We start from the raw sequence: 20,978 nt of genomic DNA, 5'->3' as shown, positions 1-20,978 counted from the left end.
CGGGCCCACCGGGCAGGGCTGAGCGGGGCGGGGCGCGGGCTGCAACCGCCCGCGCCCGCCTTGTGAAAATCAGCGCTCGCGCCCGGCCTCGTCGATGGTCTCGGCGATGGGCGACAGGAGATACTGGATGATCCGGCGCTCGCCGGTCCGGATCTCCGCCTGTACGGCAAGGCCAGGGCCGATTGGCATCTCCCGGCCCCCTATCGCGATCGTGCGACGCTTCAGGCGGACGCGCACCGCGTAGATCAGGCCGCGCTTCTCGTCCTCGATGGCGTCACGGCTGATCGACGCCACTTCGCCGTCGATCAGGCCATAATCGGTGAATGGGAACGCCTCCAGCTTCACCCGCACCGGCTGCCCCTCGCGGATGAAGCCGATGTCGCGATTGAGGATCTGCGCCTCGACCTCGACTTCGTCCGCCGACGGCACGATCACGAGGAGCGGCTGGGCGGGCTGGACGACGCCGCCCACGGTGTGGATCGCCAGCTGCTGCACCACGCCATCGACCGGCGAGCGGAGTTCCTGATATTGCCGGCGCCGCAGGGTCTTGCGGATTTCCTCGCTCGCCACAGCGCCCTTGTCCTCGGCTTCGGAAAGGTCGGAAAAGGCCGCCTTGCCGAAGGTCTCGCGCAGCCGGGCGATCTGCGCATCGGTATTGGCGATCGCCGCGCGTGCCTTGGCGGCGGTGCTGCGCTGCACCGCGATATTCTGGACATGCTCGACGCGCAGCTGCTCATATTCAAGCAGCTTGAGCCGCGAATAATAGCCCTTGTCGGTCAGGGTGCGCCGCCCTTCCAGCTGCTGGTCGACCAGCGGCAGGGTCTGCAGGAGCTTGGCGAGCTCGGCATTGGCCGCGGCGAGATCGGCACTGCTCTGCGCGCGCGCTTCCTGGAGGCTGGCGCGCTCGGCTTGATATTCGGCGACCGCGGCCCTGGCGAGGCCGGCCTGCGTCGCCGCGACCGCCGCCGGCGTCCCCTCGGGCGGGACATAGGCCAGGTGCCCGGTCGCGAGGTAGCGTACCAGCGCATCGCTGCGCGCCTGGGTGAGCCGTGCCGAGAGCAGGCCCTGGCTCGCCTGGGCATCGTCCGCGCCGGCGAGCGTCGGATCCAGCTCGATCAGCAGCTGCCCGCGCTTCACGCGCTGGCCGTTGCGGACATGAATCGCACGGACCGCGCCGATCTCGATCGGCTGGATGATCTTGATCTTCGCGGACGGCACGACCTTGCCGGTGGCGACCGCGACGGTATCGACCTTGCCGACCCACGACCAGAGCAGCGCCACGCCGAACAGCGAGCACAGCAGCAGCATCAGCCAGCGCAGGCCGGGGCTCGGCGGCTTCTCGATGATCTCGAGCGCGGCGGGCAGGAACTCATGGTCGAGCTTCGGCCGTCGCCGCGCCTTTGCCTCGCTCTCCATCCGCCAGGCCGTGCGCAGGACCTGCCAGTGATGCGCGAGATTGGGGAAGCGCGCCGCGAGGGTCACAGCGCAACTCCCATCTGCTTGGCATAGAGCTGCGCGTAGCGCCCGCCCGCGCGGATCAGGCTGTCATGATCGCCATCCTCGGTGAGCGCCCCCGCCTCGACGGTCACGATCCGGTCGCACTGGCGCACCGCGGACAGGCGATGCGCGATGATGATCACGGTGCGCCCCTTGGCGATGACCCCGAGGTTGCGCTGGATGATCTCCTCGCTCTCGGCATCGAGCGCGCTGGTGGCTTCGTCGAGGATCAGGATGCGCGGATCGGTCACCAGCGCGCGGGCGATGGCGAGGCGCTGGCGCTGGCCGCCGGACAGGTTGCCGCCGCGCTCGTCGATCACGGTGTCATAGCCGTGCGGCAGCTCCAGCACGAAATCATGCGCGCCGGCCATCTGCGCGGCGGCGATAACCTGCTCCATCGGCCGGGTCGGATCGGTGAGCGCGATATTCTCGCGGACCGAACGGTTGAACAGGATGTTCTCCTGCAGCACCACGCCGATCTGGCGGCGCAGCCATGCCGGATCGACCAGCGCCAGATCGACGCCATCGACCAGGACCCTTCCCTGCTCCGGCACGTACAGCCGCTGGACGAGCTTGGTCAGGGTCGACTTGCCCGATCCGGAGGGCCCGACAATGCCCAGCGTCTGCCCCGCGGCGATCTCCAGGGCGACTCCGCGCAGCGCCTCCGGCGCGTCGGGCCGATAGCGGAAGCGCACGGCATCGAAGCGGATGTCGCCGCGGATCGCCGGCAGGCTGGCGCGATTGGGGTTGTGCTCAGGCTCGGCGGGCGCATTGAGCACGTCGCCCAGCCGATCGACCGAGATGCGCACCTGCTGGAAGTCCTGCCACAGCTGCGACAGCCGGAGGATCGGCGACGCAACCCGCCCCGACAGCATGTTGAAGGCGACGAGCGCCCCGACCGACAGGTCCCCCGCGATGACCTGCTTCGCGCCGAAATAGAGGATCGCGACGGTGGTGAGCTTGGAGACGAGCTGGATGCCGTGGCTACCCCAATTGGCCAGCGTCATCACCGAGAAGCCGGTCTGGGTGTAGCCGGCGAACTGCCGTTCCCAGCGCGCGCGCATTTGCGGCTCCACCGCCATCGCCTTCAGCGTCCCGATCCCCGTCACGCTCTCGACAAGGAACGCCTGGTTCTCCGCGCCGCGCCGGAACTTCTCGTCAAGGCGCGCCCGCAGCGTCGGCGTGATCAGGATCGAGATCGCCGCGTAGAGCGGGATCGACAGCACCACGATCAAGGTCAGGATCGGGCTGTAGAGATACATCACCGCGAAGAACACGATGGTGAAGAAGAGATCGATGACCACCGTCACCGCGTTGGAGGTGAGGAACTCGCGGATCCGCTCCAGCTCGCGTACCCGCGCCACGCTGTCGCCGACGCGGCGCGCTTCGAAATAGGAAAGCGGCAGGTTGAGCAGGTGCCGGAAGAGCCGCGAGGAGAGCTCGGCATCGACGCGATTGGTCGAATGCGCGAACAGCCAGTTGCGCAGCGCCGACAGCGCCGTCTCCCAGGTCAGCACCACCGCCAGGCCGATCGCCAGCACATCGAGGGTGGACAGCGACTGGTGCACCAGCACCTTGTCGATCACCAGCTGGAAGAAGATCGGCGAGACCAGCCCCATCAGCTGGAGGAAGAAGGAGGCGATCAGCACGTCGCGCAGCGGCTTGCGATATTTGACGAGCGCCGGGATGAACCAGCTGATGTCGAACGGCCGGCCCGTGCCCGCGATCGCCTCGCGCGTGGTCATCAACAGCAGGCGGCCGGTGAAGTCGGCGGCGAACTGGTCCTCGCTCCAGATCTCCGGCGCCGCCGCGCCGCCGCGCTGGACGAGCAGGCGCCGCTTCTCCTCGCTCTCGTCCACCTTGAGCAGGATCACGGCCTCGCCGTCCTCAAGCTCGGCGAGCGCGGGAAGCGGGCGCTTGATCAGATCACGGATGGCGCTGGACTGGATGCGCGCGACGATGCCGATGCGCTTGGCGGCACGCGCAAGCCCTTCAAGGCGGAAGTCCGTCCCCTGCCCCTGTTCATGGGCAATCTGCGCAGGATCGGCGGGCACCCCCAGAAAGCGGGCGACAAGCACGAATGCATCCAGCGAAGCCGACGACGCGGCTTTCTCCCCCTCGATCACAAATCCCCCCGAACGCGTTACGCGCACAACATTTGAGTAGCGTCAGCTGGTTGTTCGCTGCCCCCAGCGCCCTGGAACCAGGGTACGCAGCTATTCCTTGAGCTGCGCCGCGATCGCCTCGACCAGCCGGTCTCCCGCATCCGCCTCGATCCGCTGAACGGAGCGCAAGCCCGTCTCGAGATCGGTGCGGTGGAGATTGAAGGCCTGCCCGCGCAACGGCTTGGCAATGAGATCCGCGATCATGATCTCGAGATGGCGATTGGTCGCATCGGCGAAGGGCGCGATGAGATCGACCAGCCAGAGGCGGTCTCCCTTGCTCCATTCGTCCATGGTCAGCCGGTTCTCCGGCTCGATCATGCCGCGCTGCAGCTTGGCCTCGCCCTCCGCGGTGGTCCTGGCCCATAGCGCCAGGCCCACCGGCCGATCGCCGTCGCGGAAGATGTAGAACTGCTCGTTGAGCAACGCCGGCATCACCAGCCATTCGAGATCGCCGATCGCAAGGCCGCGATGCAGCGGCGACTGGGTGAGCAGCCAGGTCATCTCGCCCAGGAGGTGGCTGACGGTAGGAGGCGTAGTCATCTGTTCCATGGTCTTCTCTGTCATGCCGCGGTCGCGGCATAGAAATCATATGCCGGCGCAATACCGGCCCGTTCGAGACGCATCTCGGCGGCCGAGCCCGCGCCGAACCCGCTCATCGCTTGTCGCATCAACGCGAGCCGCGTGTCGAGCAGATCGGCGCCATCCCCTGCTTCTTCGCGCGACAGGCCATCCGGCGCATCCAGTTCCTGCGGCCATTGCAGATTCCGCGCGAGCACCGCGGACTGCAGGTCGGCCGAGGGGGAGAAGGCAAAGGCCACGTCGCCCATCGTGCGCGTCTTGCCGTTCTGCGTGAACAACGCCGTCGACATCAGGACGTTCGAGCCCATTTTCTGGTTCGCGACGCTGGTCGCGATGCCGCTGGTGCGGATCTCGGTGATGGAGAAGTCGCTGAGCGACCGGAGCTCCCCTTCGTCGCTGCGGCCATTATAGTTCGCGTCGAACCACACCTTGAGCTCGCCGAAGCGCGCGTCCGCCGCGGTGATCTTGCCGTCCTTGTTGCTGTCGAGCGCCGCCAGCCCCTCGAGATTGGTGCGGGCACCGGCCTTCTCGCCCAGGAAGGAAAGCTCGGCCCCGCTCGTGATCAGCCCGTCATTGTCGCGGTCGATGACCAGGAAGCCGTCTCCCCGGGCGACCCAGCCGGTGTTGTCGCGCACGCCGTTGCCGTCCATGTCGAACGATGCGTCCGAATTCACCTGGTGCTCGAGATCCATCCCGTCGCCGTCGAGATCGAGGACGAACGCGCCCAGCATGCCGATCGTCTTGTCGCGAAGGTGGATATAGGTCGCCGCCGCCATCGCGCCGGCGCCCGGATCGTACATCGTCGAGGCGTTGCGCGGGCGGACGATCAGCTGTCCGTTCGCCGCGCCGATGCGGGTCTTGCCCGATTTCCAGTCGAAACTGTCCTCGGTCATCGCCGGCTTCATGCTGGTGCCGGGATCATTGCCGGCATTCTCGAAGCTGAGCCCGGCGTCGAACAGCCTGCCGACCGTTCCGTTGCTCCGCATGAAATTGCCGATGCCATAGATCACATTGCCATTGGCGCCCGCCTGATCCGCAGCCGTCGCGCTGAGGTTGATCGAGACGATATCGGCCTCGGCCAGGCTGCGGATCTCGCCGGCATCGGAAACGCCGTTCGAGTTCGTATCGAACCACAGCTTGAATTCCGCGAAGCGCGCATCGAGCGCCGTCAGCGCGCCGTCGCCATTGCTGTCGAACGCCTTGAGGCCCTCGAGGTCCGTCTTCGCCCCGGCCAGGTCCCCGACGAACGAGATTTCCGAAATGCCGGAGATCTTCCCGTCGCTGTTGCGATCGAGCGCCAGGAACGCGTCGCCCGATTCGATCCATCCGGTTCGCTCCAGCGCGCCATCGCCGTCCATGTCGAAGCGCGTCGTGCTGCCGGCCAGCGATACCAGCCCGGCACCGTCCCCGTCGAAATCGAGGATCACCGGCGCCGCGATGTCCCGCGGCTTGGACGGATCATAGACGAGGAAGACGTCACCGACGGTTCCCGTCGTCCCGTCGGCGCGCAGATACTGCGTCGTGCCGTAGATCGTGTTCTCAACCTCGCCGGGCTCCGCCCCCGTCAGGTCGAGCGACAGGTTCATCTGGACGATACCCAGCTGCGCCAGGGTGAGGAGTTCGCTCGCCTGGCTGATCCCGTCCTGGTTGGCATCGCGCCACACGCGGAATTCGCCGAAACGCGCGTCGCCTGCATCGAGGAAGCCGTTCGCGTTGCTGTCGAACGCGCGAAGCCCCTCGAGGTCGGACATGGCGCCTTCGGCATCGGATGCGAACGAAATCTCGCTGGCGTCGTCGATGATGCCATTGCCGTTGCGATCGAGCGCCAGGAAGCCATCGTCGCTGCCCACCCAGCCGGTCTGGTCGCCGATGCCGTCGAGATCCATGTCGAAATAGATCGGCGAGTCCGGCGCACTGACCAGCTCGATGCCGTCCCCGTCCAGATCGAGGACGATCGGTGGAACGCTGTTGGTGTCGTGCTTGAGGAAGGTGATGGTCAGGTCGGTGGTGCCGACGGTGCCCGAGCTGTCCGTCATGACGAGCGTGAACTTGTAGTCGAGATAGAAATAGCGCCGTCCGCCGAGCACCGGATGGTCGCGCACCCCGCCTTCCCATTCGCCGTCATTGGGCACGGTGAAGGAGAGGTGTCCGTTGGAAGTCACGAAGACGTCGGGATACCCGTTGTCGACATCCTCGCTGCTGCCCGACGAGATCTCGTACTCGCGCTTGATCAGGTTGGTGAGCTGGAAGGTGATGTTGGTGCTGCCATTGTCGGGGTCATAGGCGTAGAGCCAGCCGAAATCGCCTTCCGCCTGATCGTCGCGGATGGTGAAATGGTTGGGGCCGGACAGCACCGGCGCCTCGGGCTGGTCGGTGACGGTGATCGTCGCAATCGCGTTGCTGGTGAACTGACCGTCGCTGGCCGACACCTCGAGGTTGAAGACCGCCCGCGAGGGATCATTGCCCACGAAGACCTGCTGGGACTCATAGTGCCCGCCCGCGTCGGGATCCTCCACCCAGACATCGCGCCACTCATAGACCGCGATCAGGCTCTCATAGTCGACCGAGGCGTTCTTGAGGCTGATCTTGCCCGTCGTCGGATCGATGACGAACATCCCATATGCCTCGTCGCTGCCGTCCGCGAAGGTCCAGGTGATGTTGGGCGTGGTCGCATCGACATCGCTCAGCACCAGGTCCAGCCCGGCGATCGGGACGAGCGGCCCGGGGGATGCGCCCTCGGCCAGGAAGGTGGAATCCGAGGCGACGCTGTGGGCCTCGTTCCTGTTCTTCAGGCCGATCGTCAGCGTCGAGGTGACCTGATTATATCCCGCCCCACCCTGGTTGTCGCGCACGGCAACCGTATAGACGCCGGCCGACATCGTCTCGAAGTTGAGCGCCGCCGCGGTCTTGACCATGCCGGTGACCGCATCGATCGAGAAACGCCCATCGCTCGACGTGCTGCTCGCGACGCCGTTGTTCAGGAAGTAATAGCGCTGCTGCCCCGCCACGCTCGCGGGGCCGTCGATGTCGCTCGCAACCACCTGGGCGATATCGGTACCGATGGGCTCGTTCTCGAACACGTCCATCGCCAGCGCCGACGCCACGCTGTTGGCTTCGTTGACGTCGGCCAGCGCGATCGTGACCACCGAGCTGGCCTGCCGATAGCCGGCCGCGCCCTGATTGTCGCGGGCGATCACCGTATAGGCAGTCGATACCGGCCCGGTCTCGAAGTTCATCGCGGCAACGGTCTTGATGACGCCGCTGATGGCGTCGACCGTGTAGCGGCCGTCGCTCGAGGTGCCGCTCGCGGCGCCCTGGTCGAGGAAATAATAGCGCTGCTGGCCAAAGGCGGTACCGGCCTTGTCGACGTCATAGGCCGAGACGGTGCCGACCACCGCGCCGCCGGCGAGGTTCTCCGCCACGCTCATCGCATAGGCGCCGGGCAGGCTGTTCGCCTCATTCACGTCGACGACGCCGATCGTGACGATGGAAGTCGACTGGGTATAGCCGGGGTTGCCCAGATTATCGCGCGCCGCGACCGTATATTCGCCGCTGGGAGTGCCGAGCTCGAAATCCAGTGCGATCGCGGTCTTGATGACGCCGGTGAGCGCATCGATGGTGTAGCGCCCGTCATGGGAAGTCGCGCTGACGGTGCCGTTGTTCAGGAAGTAATAGCGCTGCTGGCCGAACGCCGCGCTCGGGCGGTCCACATCGCCAGCCGAGACCGTGCCGACAGTGGTGCCGATCGCGAGGTTCTCCGCCACGCTCATCGCATAGGCCAGCGGCAGGGAATTGGCTTCGTTCGCGTCGGTGACGCCGATGGTCACCGTCGCCGTCGCCTGATTGTAGCCGGCCGCCCCCTGATTGTCGCGCGCGGCGATCATGTAGGAGGTATTCGCGACCGTCTCGGTCTCGAAATCGACCGTCGCCACCGTCCGGATCACGCCCGTCACGACATCGATCGCATAGCGCCCGTCATGGGAAGTGGCGCTCACCACGCCGTCCTTGATGAAATAGTAGCGCTGCTGGCCGAACATGCTCCCCGGGGCATCCAGGTCGCCGGCCTTCACCGTCCCGACGGTCGTGCCGCTCGCGACATTCTCGGCCACGTTCATCGCGTAGTTCGACAGGCTGTTCGCCTCATTGGCGTCGGCGATGGCGATGCTGACCGTCGAGGTGACCTGATTGTACCCCGCCGCGCCCTGGTTGTCGCGGGCGGCGACGGTGTAGGCGACGTTGGTCGTCCCCGCCTCGAAGTCGAGCCCCGTCTTGACCCGGATGACGCCGCTCAGCGCATCGATCGTGTAGCGATCGTCGAACGAGGTCGCGCTCGCCACTCCCTGGTGGAGGAAATAGTAGCGCTGCTGGCCGAACGGCATGCCGCTGCCGTCGATGTCAGTGGCTGCCACGGCGCCAACAGTCGTGCCGGCCGCCGTCCCTTCGACCACGCCCATCGCGTAGCTTTCGGGAATGGCATTGGCCTCGTTCGCGTCGGTGACGCTGATGGTCACAGTCGACGTCGCCTGGTTATAGCCCGCCGCGCCCTGATTGTCGCGCGCGGCCACGATGTAGCTCCGACTTCCCGTCTCCGTCTCGAAGTTGACGGTCACCGCGGTCCGGGTGACCCCGGAGACCGCATCGATCGCGTAGCGCCCGTCCGCGGACGTCGCACTCGCGACGCCGTCGTTGAGGAAATAATAGCGCTGCTGGCCGAACAGGACGCCGACCGCATCGAGATCGCTGGCCACCACCGTGCCGACGCTGGCGCCGACCGGAACATTCTCGGCCACGCTCATCGCCAGCTCCGCCGGCAGGCTGTTGGCTTCGTTGAGGTTGGTCACATCGATGGTGAGCTGCGACGACGCCTCGTTATAGGGGCCGTTCCCCTGATTATCGCGCGCGACGACCGTGTAGGTCATGCTGGCCGGGCCGCCCTCGTAATTGAGCGCCGCCGCCGTCCGGACCGCGCCGGATATCGCGTCGATCGTGTAGCGCCCGTCGAAGGACGTTCCGCTCGCCACGCCGTCCTTGACGAAATAATAGCGCTGCTGCCCGAACGCGGTCCCCGCGCCATCGGTATCGGTGGCGTGCACCGTATCGACCAGCGTCCCCACCGCGACATTCTCGACCACGCTCATCGCCAGGCGCGACGACAGGCTGTTGGCTTCGTTGACGTCGTTGACCGCGATCGTGAAAGTCTGCTCGACATAGGCGCCAAGCTGGTCCGTCGCGCGGATGACGATCGTGTGCGAGCCGGCATTCTCGGAGTTGAGCAGGCCGTTGTTGGCGACCCTGAGTTCGCGGCCGAACAGCGCGAAACGCCCGCCCGCATCGTCCTTCAGCTCATAGGTGATGACGTCGCCAGAGTCCGGATCGACGGCGCTTACCATCCCGACCACGGTCGCGTTCGCCGCATTCTCGCTCACCGAGCCGGTGAAGACGAGGTTCGCCGGAGAGGCATTGATGGCGACCGTCGTCTGGACGGCATCGGACACCGCCAGCGTTCCGCCCTCGGACGCACGGGCGGTCACGGTGAGCAGGAGATCCTGGCTCCACCCGGCCGGCGCGATCACCTTCAGGCCATCGGCCTGGTCCGCCGGCAGCTTCCAGACATTGTCCACCGCATCGAACGCACCGGCGCTGAGCGCCACGCCCGCCGGTACGCCAGCAACCCAGATTTCCTGGGTCTCGGACCCGTCGGTATCGGGGAAATTGACGTCGATCGTGAGAGCGATCCCGCCCTGGCCCGACGTCCCCGACCCGCCGGAGAGAAGCGCGATCGTGGGCTTGTCCGCCTTCGGCTTGATGGTGAGCTGGAACTCCTCGGTCGACGTCACGCCGCCGGCATCCTTGGCGACGATCCGGATCGTGACCGTGCCGCTGGCATAATCCTTGGGCGAGATGGTGAGGGTGCGCTGGCCCTGCGAATTGGCGAGGCCGAGGACAAGCCCCTCGGGGTCGATCAGCGACTGGGTCCCGATTGCCTCGGCGGTGACCTGCACCCCGGCATCCGGGGTGAGATCATCCGTCGCCGTTACGGTGAGGGTCAGATCGCCGCTCTCGTTCATCTCCTTGTCGGGGATGGCCTCGATCACCGGCGGCGCATTGAGGCCCCAATAGGTGGCCCATTCCACCCGATAGTTGGAATCCGCCATCAGCGCATCGCGCTGGGCCACCGTGGTCGGCTTGGTCTTGGTCGCCATCAGGGCGATCAGCCCGTCGACGTTCACCTCGCTGGTATAGCGCACATCGGCGATGATGAAGTCGATCCGGTAATTGGCCCGGCTCTGCGCATCCGAGATCAGATACCAGTCCTTGATCAGCACGCTCGTCGTGGTGCCGATCACGCTGACCCGCATGTCGTCATTGACCTGCTCGAACCACAGATCCTTGTCCTGGATGCGCACATTGTCCTGGAAACCCAGCACGTCGATATCGTCGCCCGACGGATCGTAGTTATAGATCGTGTCGGCTTCGGAACTCCGCGTGACGATGTAGGTGTCGTTGTCGTCCCCGCCATTGAGGATGTCGTTGCCCGCCCCGCCATCGAGGAAATCGTCGCCGCTCTCCGCGTAGAGCGTGTCGACGCCGGCGCCGCCGAGCAGCGTGTCGTTGCCGGAGCCACCCCAGATGATGTCGTCGCCGTCTTCCCCGACCAGCATGTCGTCGCCGTCATCGCCGTACAGCGTGTCGTTGCCGGTGCCGCCCCGCAATGTATCGTTGCCGCCACGGCCGCGCAGCATGTCGTCGCCGTTACGCCCCCACAGCGTGTTGCTCTGGCCGTCGCCCAGCACCGTGTCGTCGCTGTTCGTGGCCATGACCGATTCGATGCTGTCGTAGACATCCCCGGCTGCCGAGCCGGCATTGGCGGCGTTGTTCTCGAGATCGACCACCAGCCCGGGCATGTTGACCACCCAGTCGCCATATTGGGCCGTGTCGTTGCCGGCGCCGCCGAAAAACTGGTCGGCACCATTGCCGCCGGACAGGAAGTCGTTGCCCGCGCCGCCATACATTATGTCATCGCCGTCGTCGCCGAGCAGCATGTCATAGCCGTCATTGAGGTCGTTGCCGTCGACGTTCCCGCCATAGAGGATGTCATTGCCGCGGCCGCCCATCAGCTGGTCGGTACCGTCGCCGCCATACAATATGTCGTTGCCGTCCTCGCCGGCAGCCCAGTCATCGCCGGCGCCGCCTTCGATCCAGTCGTTGCCCGCGTCGCCGAAGATGGAATCGCGGCCACCGAAGCCGAATATCCGATCCGCGCCGCTCTGACCGCGCAGCGTGTCGTTGCCGGTGGTGCCCTCGAAAATATCGGGCAGGTCCGCAATCGCTATATTCCAGGAATTGGCAATCTTGAACGGACTATTCACGTCCGTGGCCAGGATGGTCAGCCGGTAGGTGTTTTCCGACTCGAAATTCATCGCCGCGCCCATCTTCAGGCGCACGACATTTCCGACGATCTCAAACCGCTCATCCAGGATCGAATAGGTGTAGCTGTTGTTGCCCCCCTCGATGTCGGGATCGGTTACCGAGAGCGTTCCGATCTCGATCGCGGGCAGGGTCGTGTTGGTGGCGACATGGTCGCGTTCGGCCAGGGTGGTGATCGAAGGCGTGAAGTGGATCGCGGTCGGCGCCTCGTTGACATCGGTGATGACGATCTTGACCTGCGAGGTCGTCAGATTGGTGACCCCGGTATCGCCGCCATGGTCCGCTGCGCCCACGGTATAGGTCCTGGGGCCGGACTCGGTTTCGTAGTTGAGCGCGTTGAACAACCGGATATTGCCCACCGCATCGATCACGTAGCGCCCATCGGACGACCACAGGCTCCGCACGCCGTTGTTGAGGAAGAAATATTCCTGCTGCGCGAATACCGACCCGCCAAGATCGCCGTCGGTTGCCACCACCGTACCGACGATCCCCGTCTGGTTCTCCGCGAAGCGCATTTCGATGTCGGCCGGCAGCCAGTTCGGATCGTTCCGGTCTTCCACCGTGATCGTGACGGTGCTGGTGGCCTGGCTATAGGCACCCTCGCCAAGATTGTCCCGCGCCACCACGGTGTAGGAAAGCGGCTCGGGCTCGGCTTCGAAGTCGATCGCCGCCGCCGTCTTGATCACGCCGGTGATGGCATCGATCGTATAGCGGCCGTCGAGCGACGTGCCGCTCACCTCTCCATTGTTGAGGAAATAATAGCGCTGCTGGCTTCCGGCGCTTCCGGCACCGTCCACGTCACTCGCCGAGACCTGGCCCAGCGCCGTGCCGATATCGACATTCTCGGCCACGCCCATCGCGTAGCTGCCCGGCATGCTGTTCGGCTCGTTGGCGTCGGCGATGCCGATCCGCACGGTCGAGCTGGTCTCGTTATAGCCGGCAGCGCCCTGATTGTCGCGGGCAATGACGACATAGTCCGTCGGGGCTGCCTCCGCTTCGAAATCGAACGTCGTCGCGGTCGTGATGATGCCGGATACGGCATCGATGGTGAAGCGTCCGTCGAACGACGTCGCACTCGCGACCCCGTCCTTGAAGAAGTAATAGCGCTGCTGGCTGAAGGCACTGCCGCTGTGGTCCGGATCGCTCGCGACGATGGTGCCCACCTGCTTGCCGGGCGCATTGTTCTCGGCGACGCTCAGCAGATAGTCGGCAGGCAAGCTGTTCGCTTCGTTGCCATCCGCGATGCCGATCGTGACTGTCGTCGTTACCTGGTTGAAGCCGCTCGCGCCCAGATTGTCGCGTGCCGCGACGACATATTCGCCGCTGGCCATGCCCTCGAAATCGAGGACCATCGCGGTCTTGATGCGTCCAGTGGTAGCATCGATCGTGAAGCGGCCATCGAACGACGTCGCGCTCACGACGCCCTGATGGAGGAAATAATAACGCTGCCCGCCCAACGACACGCTGCCGATATCGGTGTCGCTCGCCAGCACCTCGCCGACCACCGTGCCGATCGCCTGGTTCTCGGCCACCTGCATCGCATAGCTGGATGGCATCGCGTTGGGCTCGTTCACATCGCCGATGTTGATCGTCACCGTCACCATCGCCTGAGCAAAGCCGGGATTGCCCTGGTTGTTGCGCGCCACAACCTTGTAGGCGCTGCTGGACTCGCCTTCCTCGAAGTTGAGGGGCGTTGCCGTGCTGATCGCGCCGCTGACCGCGTCGATGACGTAACGTCCGTCCGCGGAGGTCGCATAGGCCCCGCCGGAATAGTAGAAATAATAGCGGAGCTCGTCGGATGAGCCGCCCGGGCTGTTGAGATCGATCGCGGCGACCGATCCCACGGCGGCTCCCGCCGCGAGATTCTCGTCGATATGCATCGGCTCGACGGGAGCCATCGTCACGCCTTCGTTACCGTCGAGAACCGTGACCGTGAAATTCCGCGTCACGATCGCGCCGTTCGAATCGACCACGCGAACGCCGATGGCATGCGAAGGCACGGTCTCGAAATCGAGAAGCCCGGGGTCCCGCAGGATCAGCTGGCCGTCGCCGGTGATATCGAACCGTCCGCCGGCATCGTCGGTAAGCGAGAAGGTGAGCGCATCGCCTTCGATATCCGTCGCCACGAACCGGGCGATCGGGCTGTCGACCAGTGCGCCTTCGATGACTTCAAGGACTTCGCCCGCAACGAGCCGCACGTCGCGCGGGGCGTCGTTCACTGGCCGGACGACAACGGACACCGGCACTTCGGTCGTGTTGCCGTCCGCATCCTTCACCAGGATCGAGAAGCTGTCCTTGCCGGTGAAATCCGCAACGGGCGTATAGACGAACTGGCCGGTCTGCGGATTGAGCGTGACCTGGGCTTTGGCCGGCGGCGTGCCGAGCGCATAGCTGGTGATGTTGTCGTCGTGATCCACCGCCGCGACCGAAGTGAGCGCGGAAGCGCTGTCTTCGTCGACGGTCAGCGTGATCGGCGCAGCCTGAGGCCTGGCTTTGCCGCCGGCGTGCCAATATTCCCCGAGCATCGCGACGATCGACTCCGGCATCACCGCCGGCGGGGATGCCGCGGAGATCGCAGTCATCGCGTTTACGAGCGCCTGTGCGTGGCCGAGGAAGAGCGTATGCGTCTGTGTCGATACCTCTCCCATCAGGGTCGGCCACGAGGGTGCGAAATAGTTCTGGAGCGTGACGCGGTCCGTCGTGCCGATCACGGTGATCTGCAGGTTGTTGCCGACCCGTGCGAACCAGAGCGTCTCGAGGCTCACTTCCGCAGCGAACAGGATCCGGTTCTGGCCGCCGAAATCGATGACCGTGTCGGCACCGAAGGCCGCTTCGAAGATATAGAGATCATCGCCGTCGCCGCCGGAAAGCGTGTCCGCGCCGGCACCACCCGAGATCGTGTCATTGCCGTTGCCGCCATCGATCCAGTCGACGCCACCGCCGCCGCTGATGTTGTCGTCATCGTCTCCGCCGTAAAGGCTGTCGCTGCCTTCGCCGCCGGTGAGCACGTCCTCGCCGGCATCGCCATAAAGGGAGTCGCCGCCGTCCCCACCGGACAGCAGGTCCTTGCCGTCGCCGCCGTTAAGGTTGTCGCCGCCATCGCCGCCAGAGATGTTGTCGTCGCCCTGATCGCCGTAGATGTTGTCGCTGCCGCTGCCGCCGATCAGGACGTCGTCGCCGCCCCGGCCATAGATGATGTTGCTGCCATCGAGCCCGTCGATCACATTGGCGCTGTCGTTGCCGGTCAGCGTATCGCCGAATGCCGAACCCGTGAGGTTCTCGATGCCGACCAGGATGTCGCCGGCGGCATCGCCCCCGGCCTGGGCGGTGGTCTTGTTCAGGTCGACCCGCACCGCCGCCGTCGAGCGTACGTACCGGGCGGTGTCTCCCCATCCCTTCACGCTCGAGGCGGAGTTGCTGCCGCCGTCGAGCAGATCGGCTCCCGCGCCGCCTTCGAGCACATCGTCGCCGTCGCCGCCACGCAGGGTGTCGGCACCCGCCCCGCCGCTCAGCACGTCGTTGCCCGCGCCGCCATCCATCAGGTCGGCCAGTGCGCCGGCCTGGCCCATCATCAGGTCGTCGCCGGCAGTGCCGGAAAGCAGGTTTCCATCTATCGCGGTCAGGATGCTGGCCAGCGACACGGACAGGCCGTCGCGGAACTGGAGCGTCTCGATCCGGCTGTTGGCGGTGAAATGGTCCTTGATCGTGACCTGGCTGGTCGCCAGGCCGCCAAAGCGGACGATGAGATCGCTGCCGCTGACGAGGAAGCTCAGGTCGCTGAGGCTGATCCCCGCGCCGAATTCGAGGATATCGTCGCCCGCATCGATCGCAGTATCGAAATGCGCACGAGTTACCTGCTGGCCATTGGTCCGGGCGAAGCCGCCGAGCCAGCCGGCCTGGTGATAGCTCGCCGGCTGGGGATCAGGCTGCGTCGCGCTCGCATTATTCGGCGCGAAGAGATCATAATCATATACGATCTCGCCGTTCGGGCCGGTGATCTGCAGGTGCCAGTAATAGCGGTCCTCATAGCCGGGCTGCAGGATGTCGGTCGCTTCCCACAGGGTCTGGGAATAGCCGCTGGCTAGCGCGCCGGCCGCGGTAACGGCTTCCTCCATGGCGAAGCTGGCGTCGCGGATCGTGTCAGCGCCGTCCCCGACATTCCAGATATAGCTGTCGTCGCCCGCGCCGCCCCACAGCGTGTCGTCGCCCTGGCTGCCGCTGAGCTCGTTGTCGCCCGCGTCGCCGCCGAGCAGGTCGGCACCGCCGCCGCCGCTCAGATTCTCGATGCTCGAATAGCTGTCGCCGGCGGCGTCGCCGATATTGAGTTCGGCATTCGCCAGATACGCCCGGACGCCCGCTCCGGCTGAAGCATAGGAGGCGGTATCGAACCCGGCGCCTCCCACCAGCACGTCCGCGCCGGTGCCGCCGTCGAGCACGTCATTGCCCGCGCCGCCGTACAGGACATCGTCGCCGACCTCGCCCTTGAGCGTGTCGGCTCCACTATTGCCTGCAAGGATATCATTGCCGGCACCACCGGCGATCACGTCATCGCCCGCGCCGCCGGTAATCCAGTCCGCCGCGGTCGAGCCCGAGAGCGGGGTGGTGGCGACGCCGTCCGCACCGTCGGTTCCCGCGATCAGATTCGTCGCGCCCGCGGAAATGTCGAGGATGCCCGTCTGATAGAAGGCCAGTTTCTCGATCTGCCCCGGCAGCGCATACCAGTCCTTGATGGTGACGCTGTCGGCGAAGGAAGTCGCGCTCGCGAACTCGGCATTCTCGCTTGCAATGGAGATGACCAGGTCGTTCGAACCGGCCGGCCGGAACAGGATCAGGTCCTGGATATCGATGCCCGGCGCGAATTCTATCGTGTCGACGCCGCTATTGGCCACGACCGGAGCGCCCGCCGGCGGATTGAACCAGCGCAGCGTGCCCGTATCGCTGTCATAGTCGAACCGGCCGACCCATTGCAGGTCGGGGAAAGCGGCGGTGCCGACATTCTTGCGCAGATAGGTGCCGCCCGGACCGGTGACTTCACCGGTCGCCGAGACATAGGCGAAGCCAGCCGCCGCATTCCAGTTGCCGTTGCTCCAGACAACGTCCCAGTTCGCCGAGAAATCGTCGAACATCATGTCCCGGCCATCGCCGCGGGCATATTTGAAGATGTCGTTGCCGGCACCGCCGACAACCTGGTCCCCGTCGCCGCGACCGCCCGACAGGATGTCGGCATCGTCACCGCCATAGAGATCGTCGCCGCCGCCATCGCCCGACAGGGCGTCAGCGCCCTTGCCGCCGATCAGCTGATCGACGCCGAGGCCACCGACGAGCAGGTCCCGTCCCGAATGCCCGGCGATCAGATCATTGCCGGAGCCGCCGTTCCCGATATCGTCGCCGCCGAGAAGGTGCAGCTGGTCGTCGCCCTCTCCTCCATAGACGAAGTCATTGCCGTCCGTGCCGATCAGCACGTCGTTGCCGGCGCTGCCGACGATGAAGCTGGTGATGTCGCCAATGCGGACTTCGTTGCCGTCCATGAAGCGCAGCCATTCGATGCGCTTGAACGGGTTGGAGAACCAGTCCTTGACCGTCAGCTGCGTGCCCGAGAAGCTCGTCACGCCATCGACCGTCTGCATCACCCGGATGACGAGATCGTCGCTGTCGCTGCTCGAGCGGAACAGCTGGAGGTCGCCGATGTCGATATCCTTGCCGAAGACGATCGCGTCCTCGCCACCACCGATCGTCGTGCCGTTCACCCCGGCGGCGTTGCCCACCCAGTTGCGCTTGACGATGCCCGAGATCAGATCGGCGAAGCGCTGGCTGACATAGTCGCCGCCCGACTGCGCCACCGGCGCGCCCGCGGGATCTTCCTCCAGGACGTCCACGCCGTCGCCGAGGCGGACGATATACTGATCGTTGCCCGCGCCGCCGCCCATCTGGTCGCCGTCGCCGCCACCGCCCGCCAGGATATCGTCGCCGCCGCCGCCGGTCAGTATGTCGGTGCCGACACCGCCCTCGAGCCAGTCCGAGCCCTCGCGGCCATGCAGGATGTCGTTCCCCGCGCCGCCGTCGAGATAATTGCCGTCACCGCCAAGCCCGCCGGCCGCCGCGCCGGCATCGAGCGTGTCATCGCCGTCGTCGCCGAACAGCCAGTCGTCGAGCCGGCCGCCATAGAGCGTGTCGTTGCCCGCACCGCCGAAGACGTTGTCGCCCAGGTCCGAGGCATGGACGACGTCGTTGCCGGCGTTCGCGAAGACCACCGCGGCGATCTTGATGTCCTGCCCGCCGAACATCTCGGTTCGAAGATCGATGAAATCGCCGGCCGCCTCGTCAGTGGCACCGTTGACGATCGTCTGCTTGTCGATGGCGATGTCGTCGGTAAGCGTCCCGCGATAGCTGCCGTTGCCGTTCGCAACGAACCACTCGCGTCCATTGGTCGTGAAGTTGAAGCGCATCTCCACGGCGCTGGCGGCAACCGAGACATCGTCGAACCGGCCGTCGTTGAGCTCGTCGAGCCAGGTCGCATAGCCGCCGATCCAGTCGGTCGCGCCGCGCCGGTCGAGATGGAGATCCGCGGCCATCGCCAGCGTGGTCGCCCAGCCCAGCGCGAAATTGCTCTGGGGATCATTCGCGATCGCCGAGGCGATGACCTTCGCGTTCTCCGCGAACATCGCATAGTCGCGCGCCGTCGAGATGACCGCCACGATCTGCTCGACGCTGAAGTTGCCGGTCGCGTCGCCCAGCTGGTCGTCCACCACGCCGTCGCTGGCGTCCAGCGCGCTGAACAGGGCGCGCTTCACAAAGACGTCGCCGCCCGCGGAATTGGCGACGATGTCCTTCAGGCCCTTGGCCGCGCCATAGGCGATCAGCGCATCGGCATCATGGAATCGCGCCTCGATCGCGGATTCCGACTGGGTGGAGATCGACCGGTAGACCCAATCCTTCTTCCGCATGCCATAGTTGCCGGCCTGCACGCTCTCCGGGGCGAGCAGCTTCGACTCGGTAGCCTGCAGCACCGAATTGTAGATGTTCGCCACTGCGTCCGAAACCGACTTGGCAGCGTCCTTGCTGCCGCCTTTTCGGGCATAGGCGTTCGCGACGATGAACTGGTTGTTCGAAGCGTCCCATTCCACATCGGCGCCGGAGCGCGGCGTTCCCCCGAACACCGATCCGATCAGCCCGCCGACAAGGAAGCCGACGAACGCGCCCACCAGCGCGCCGACGGGACCGCCAACCGCCGTGCCAAGCCCCAGCGCCTTGATGGCGATGGCAGAGCCCGCAATCGCACCGGCGGCTGCGCCGATCGACGATCCGAGCTGGCCGCCGATCGTATCGAATTCGGCGATTTCGGAGGCCAGCGTGCTGCCGAGCCAGGAGGCGGCGATCGAAAGCGGATCGATGCCCTTGAAGACCGCACTGAAGCTCTTCGTTCCGGCAAGGAGCTCGGGCAAGGCCTCGATGGCCGCCGACAGATAGGCGCCGCCCACCGCCTGGCCGAGCGCACCCGGCACGCCGCCGATACCGATGGCATCGAAGATCTCGCTGAGCAGGAACGAGGAAAGCGCGCCGGCGCCGGCGGACTTCAGGTTCTGGAGGAACTCGCTGCCGATATCGCGAAGCGCCTCGTCGACCTTGGTCGCCGCGCTCAGCGGGGTGACCCCGTCCAGTCCATAGACGTCGTTGAGGAGATCGTCCGCCAGCTCGCCGAGATTGCCGCTGACCGTCGAAAGGACCGCGCCCAGCGCGATCTGCGCCGCTACGTTGTCGCCGGCCAGGTAGCGGCCGATGTTCGAACCGAAGATCGAGCCGAATTGCTCAAGCGTGAGGATGTGGTTCTCGAACTTGATGTCGACTTTGGGATCTACGTAGCCGATGTCCTCAAGTGCAGGTGCCCGCTCGCGAACATAGGTCACCGTGGCGTCGTCGCCTGTTCGCGTGACCGACGAATAGACAGTTACGTTCTGTCCCTCGAATACCGTCTGCTTGGTGACCTGAACGATACGATCCCCGACACCGGTCGTGCCGTTGTTCAAGTGGAAGGTGGTGACCGCTTCCTTGGTCCCATCGGGATTGATGCGTATCTTATATGTCACCGGTCCGTCGGGATCGACGATCTCCTTCAGTTCTATGAGCGGCCCATCGTCGCCACCCATTTCAGAAGGAGCGCCTGCGCGGCCAAGAACTTTCGCGAGCACATAGGCATTATCGAGTCCCGGAATATTTTCGAAATCATTGGCTGCCCATTGGCCCTGATAGGCGCCGCTTAGGAACAAGCTTCCGGTCTGTCCGACCACGATCGGCTGATCCGGAGCCGCACGGTAGACACTTGCTGCGCCATTCTGGTCCACGACACGAGCCTGCACGTGCTCTCCCGCGGAGTCCGTAGTCGAGGTCACCGTGATCACGTCGCCGTCGAGGAAGGATATCCGATAGCCGTTCCCCGAGCGCTCGAAATTGGTGATCAGCTGTGCACTCTCGACCACCGCAAGCGTGCGATCCGCGCCGTTCACAAAGGTGACCGCAGGCGTTCCCTCAATCGAATTCGTCAGGAAGGTGACGAACTGGCCGGAATCATGATCGTACTTGACCACGCGGCGCTGGCCGCTTGTTGGCGCCGGGAGGCCGCCCAGCGAGTTACCCCCACTGACTTCCTTCGGCGTGCCGGCCGGCACGAGGAAAACCTCGTACGGCGCGAAGGTGCGATCGCCGTAAATGAGCCGCAGATGCTCCGACGGGACATGCGCCTCCATCGCCGCCTGGCTGAGCGAAGTGTTCTGATCCGAATTGAGATGAAAGCCATGGGCCTCAAGCACCCGCCGGCTGTTTGTCAGCGCGGCATTCAGAAAATCGTTTCTGGCGTTGATCAGCCTTGCGTCACCGGTCGCATTGGCGGTCGCACTGGCGCTGGCTTCCCACGCATGGATTTCTCCCAGCCGCGACTGGAGCTCAGCAACAAAGTCGAGCGATGCCTGTAAGGCCTTGTCGGTGAGCGGTACGGTGAGCGGGGCCCCCTGCAACGCCGGCAACACGTCCAGAATGCCCATAGCTGGGCCAAGCAAGCCCGAATTGTCGGTTAGCATCTGGGAGTAGAGCAACACACGCGCGCGCGTCACATCACGCAGGTAACCGCCGTGATTGATCACTGATCCATCGGTAAGCCCCAACTTTACTGCAGCACCGATAAAATCACCTTTATCGAGAAGGTTATATAGCTCAACCTGATATTTGTCATTCGGAGAATTTGTACTGTATTTAGGGGGAAGCAGGTACCCGTGGTACTTTAAGTCAAATATAACTGCACGCTCTATGGATTCTGGA

Annotated in this window: 4 protein-coding genes; all 4 read right to left on the bottom strand. The window is 65.2% G+C overall.

Annotated features, from left to right (window positions below; genetic code table 11):
• Positions 1 to 69: 69 nt before the first annotated feature.
• The 4 genes from AAHM44_RS18580 to AAHM44_RS18565 all read right to left on the bottom strand — a co-directional run bounded on the left by AAHM44_RS18580 (position 70) and on the right by AAHM44_RS18565 (position 20,704).
• A complete protein-coding gene (locus AAHM44_RS18580; RefSeq protein ID WP_342250909.1) occupies positions 70 to 1,482 on the bottom strand; it encodes an HlyD family type I secretion periplasmic adaptor subunit in 1,413 nt (470 codons plus the stop codon).
• On the bottom strand, positions 1,479 to 3,575 hold the full coding sequence (locus tag AAHM44_RS18575; protein WP_342250908.1) for a type I secretion system permease/ATPase: 2,097 nt from the start codon (positions 3,573 to 3,575) through the stop codon (positions 1,479 to 1,481). Before AAHM44_RS18575 ends, AAHM44_RS18580 begins: the two co-directional genes overlap by 4 nt.
• A 138-nt stretch (positions 3,576 to 3,713) precedes the next feature.
• On the bottom strand, positions 3,714 to 4,226 hold the full coding sequence (locus AAHM44_RS18570; protein ID WP_342250907.1) for a toxin-activating lysine-acyltransferase: 513 nt from the start codon (positions 4,224 to 4,226) through the stop codon (positions 3,714 to 3,716).
• Positions 4,223 to 20,704, bottom strand: coding sequence for a cadherin domain-containing protein (locus tag AAHM44_RS18565; RefSeq protein ID WP_342250906.1), 16,482 nt, complete (start codon positions 20,702 to 20,704; stop codon positions 4,223 to 4,225). The genes AAHM44_RS18570 and AAHM44_RS18565 overlap by 4 nt, the downstream gene beginning before the upstream one ends.
• Positions 20,705 to 20,978: the final 274 nt, after the last annotated feature.

Origin of the sequence: Sphingomonas sp. OTU376, assembly GCF_038440415.1 — a bacterium.
Lineage (GTDB): Bacteria > Pseudomonadota > Alphaproteobacteria > Sphingomonadales > Sphingomonadaceae > Sphingomonas > Sphingomonas kyeonggiensis_A.
Note: the sequence above shows the minus strand (reverse complement) of the source record. Positions and strands in the feature narration are given on the sequence as shown.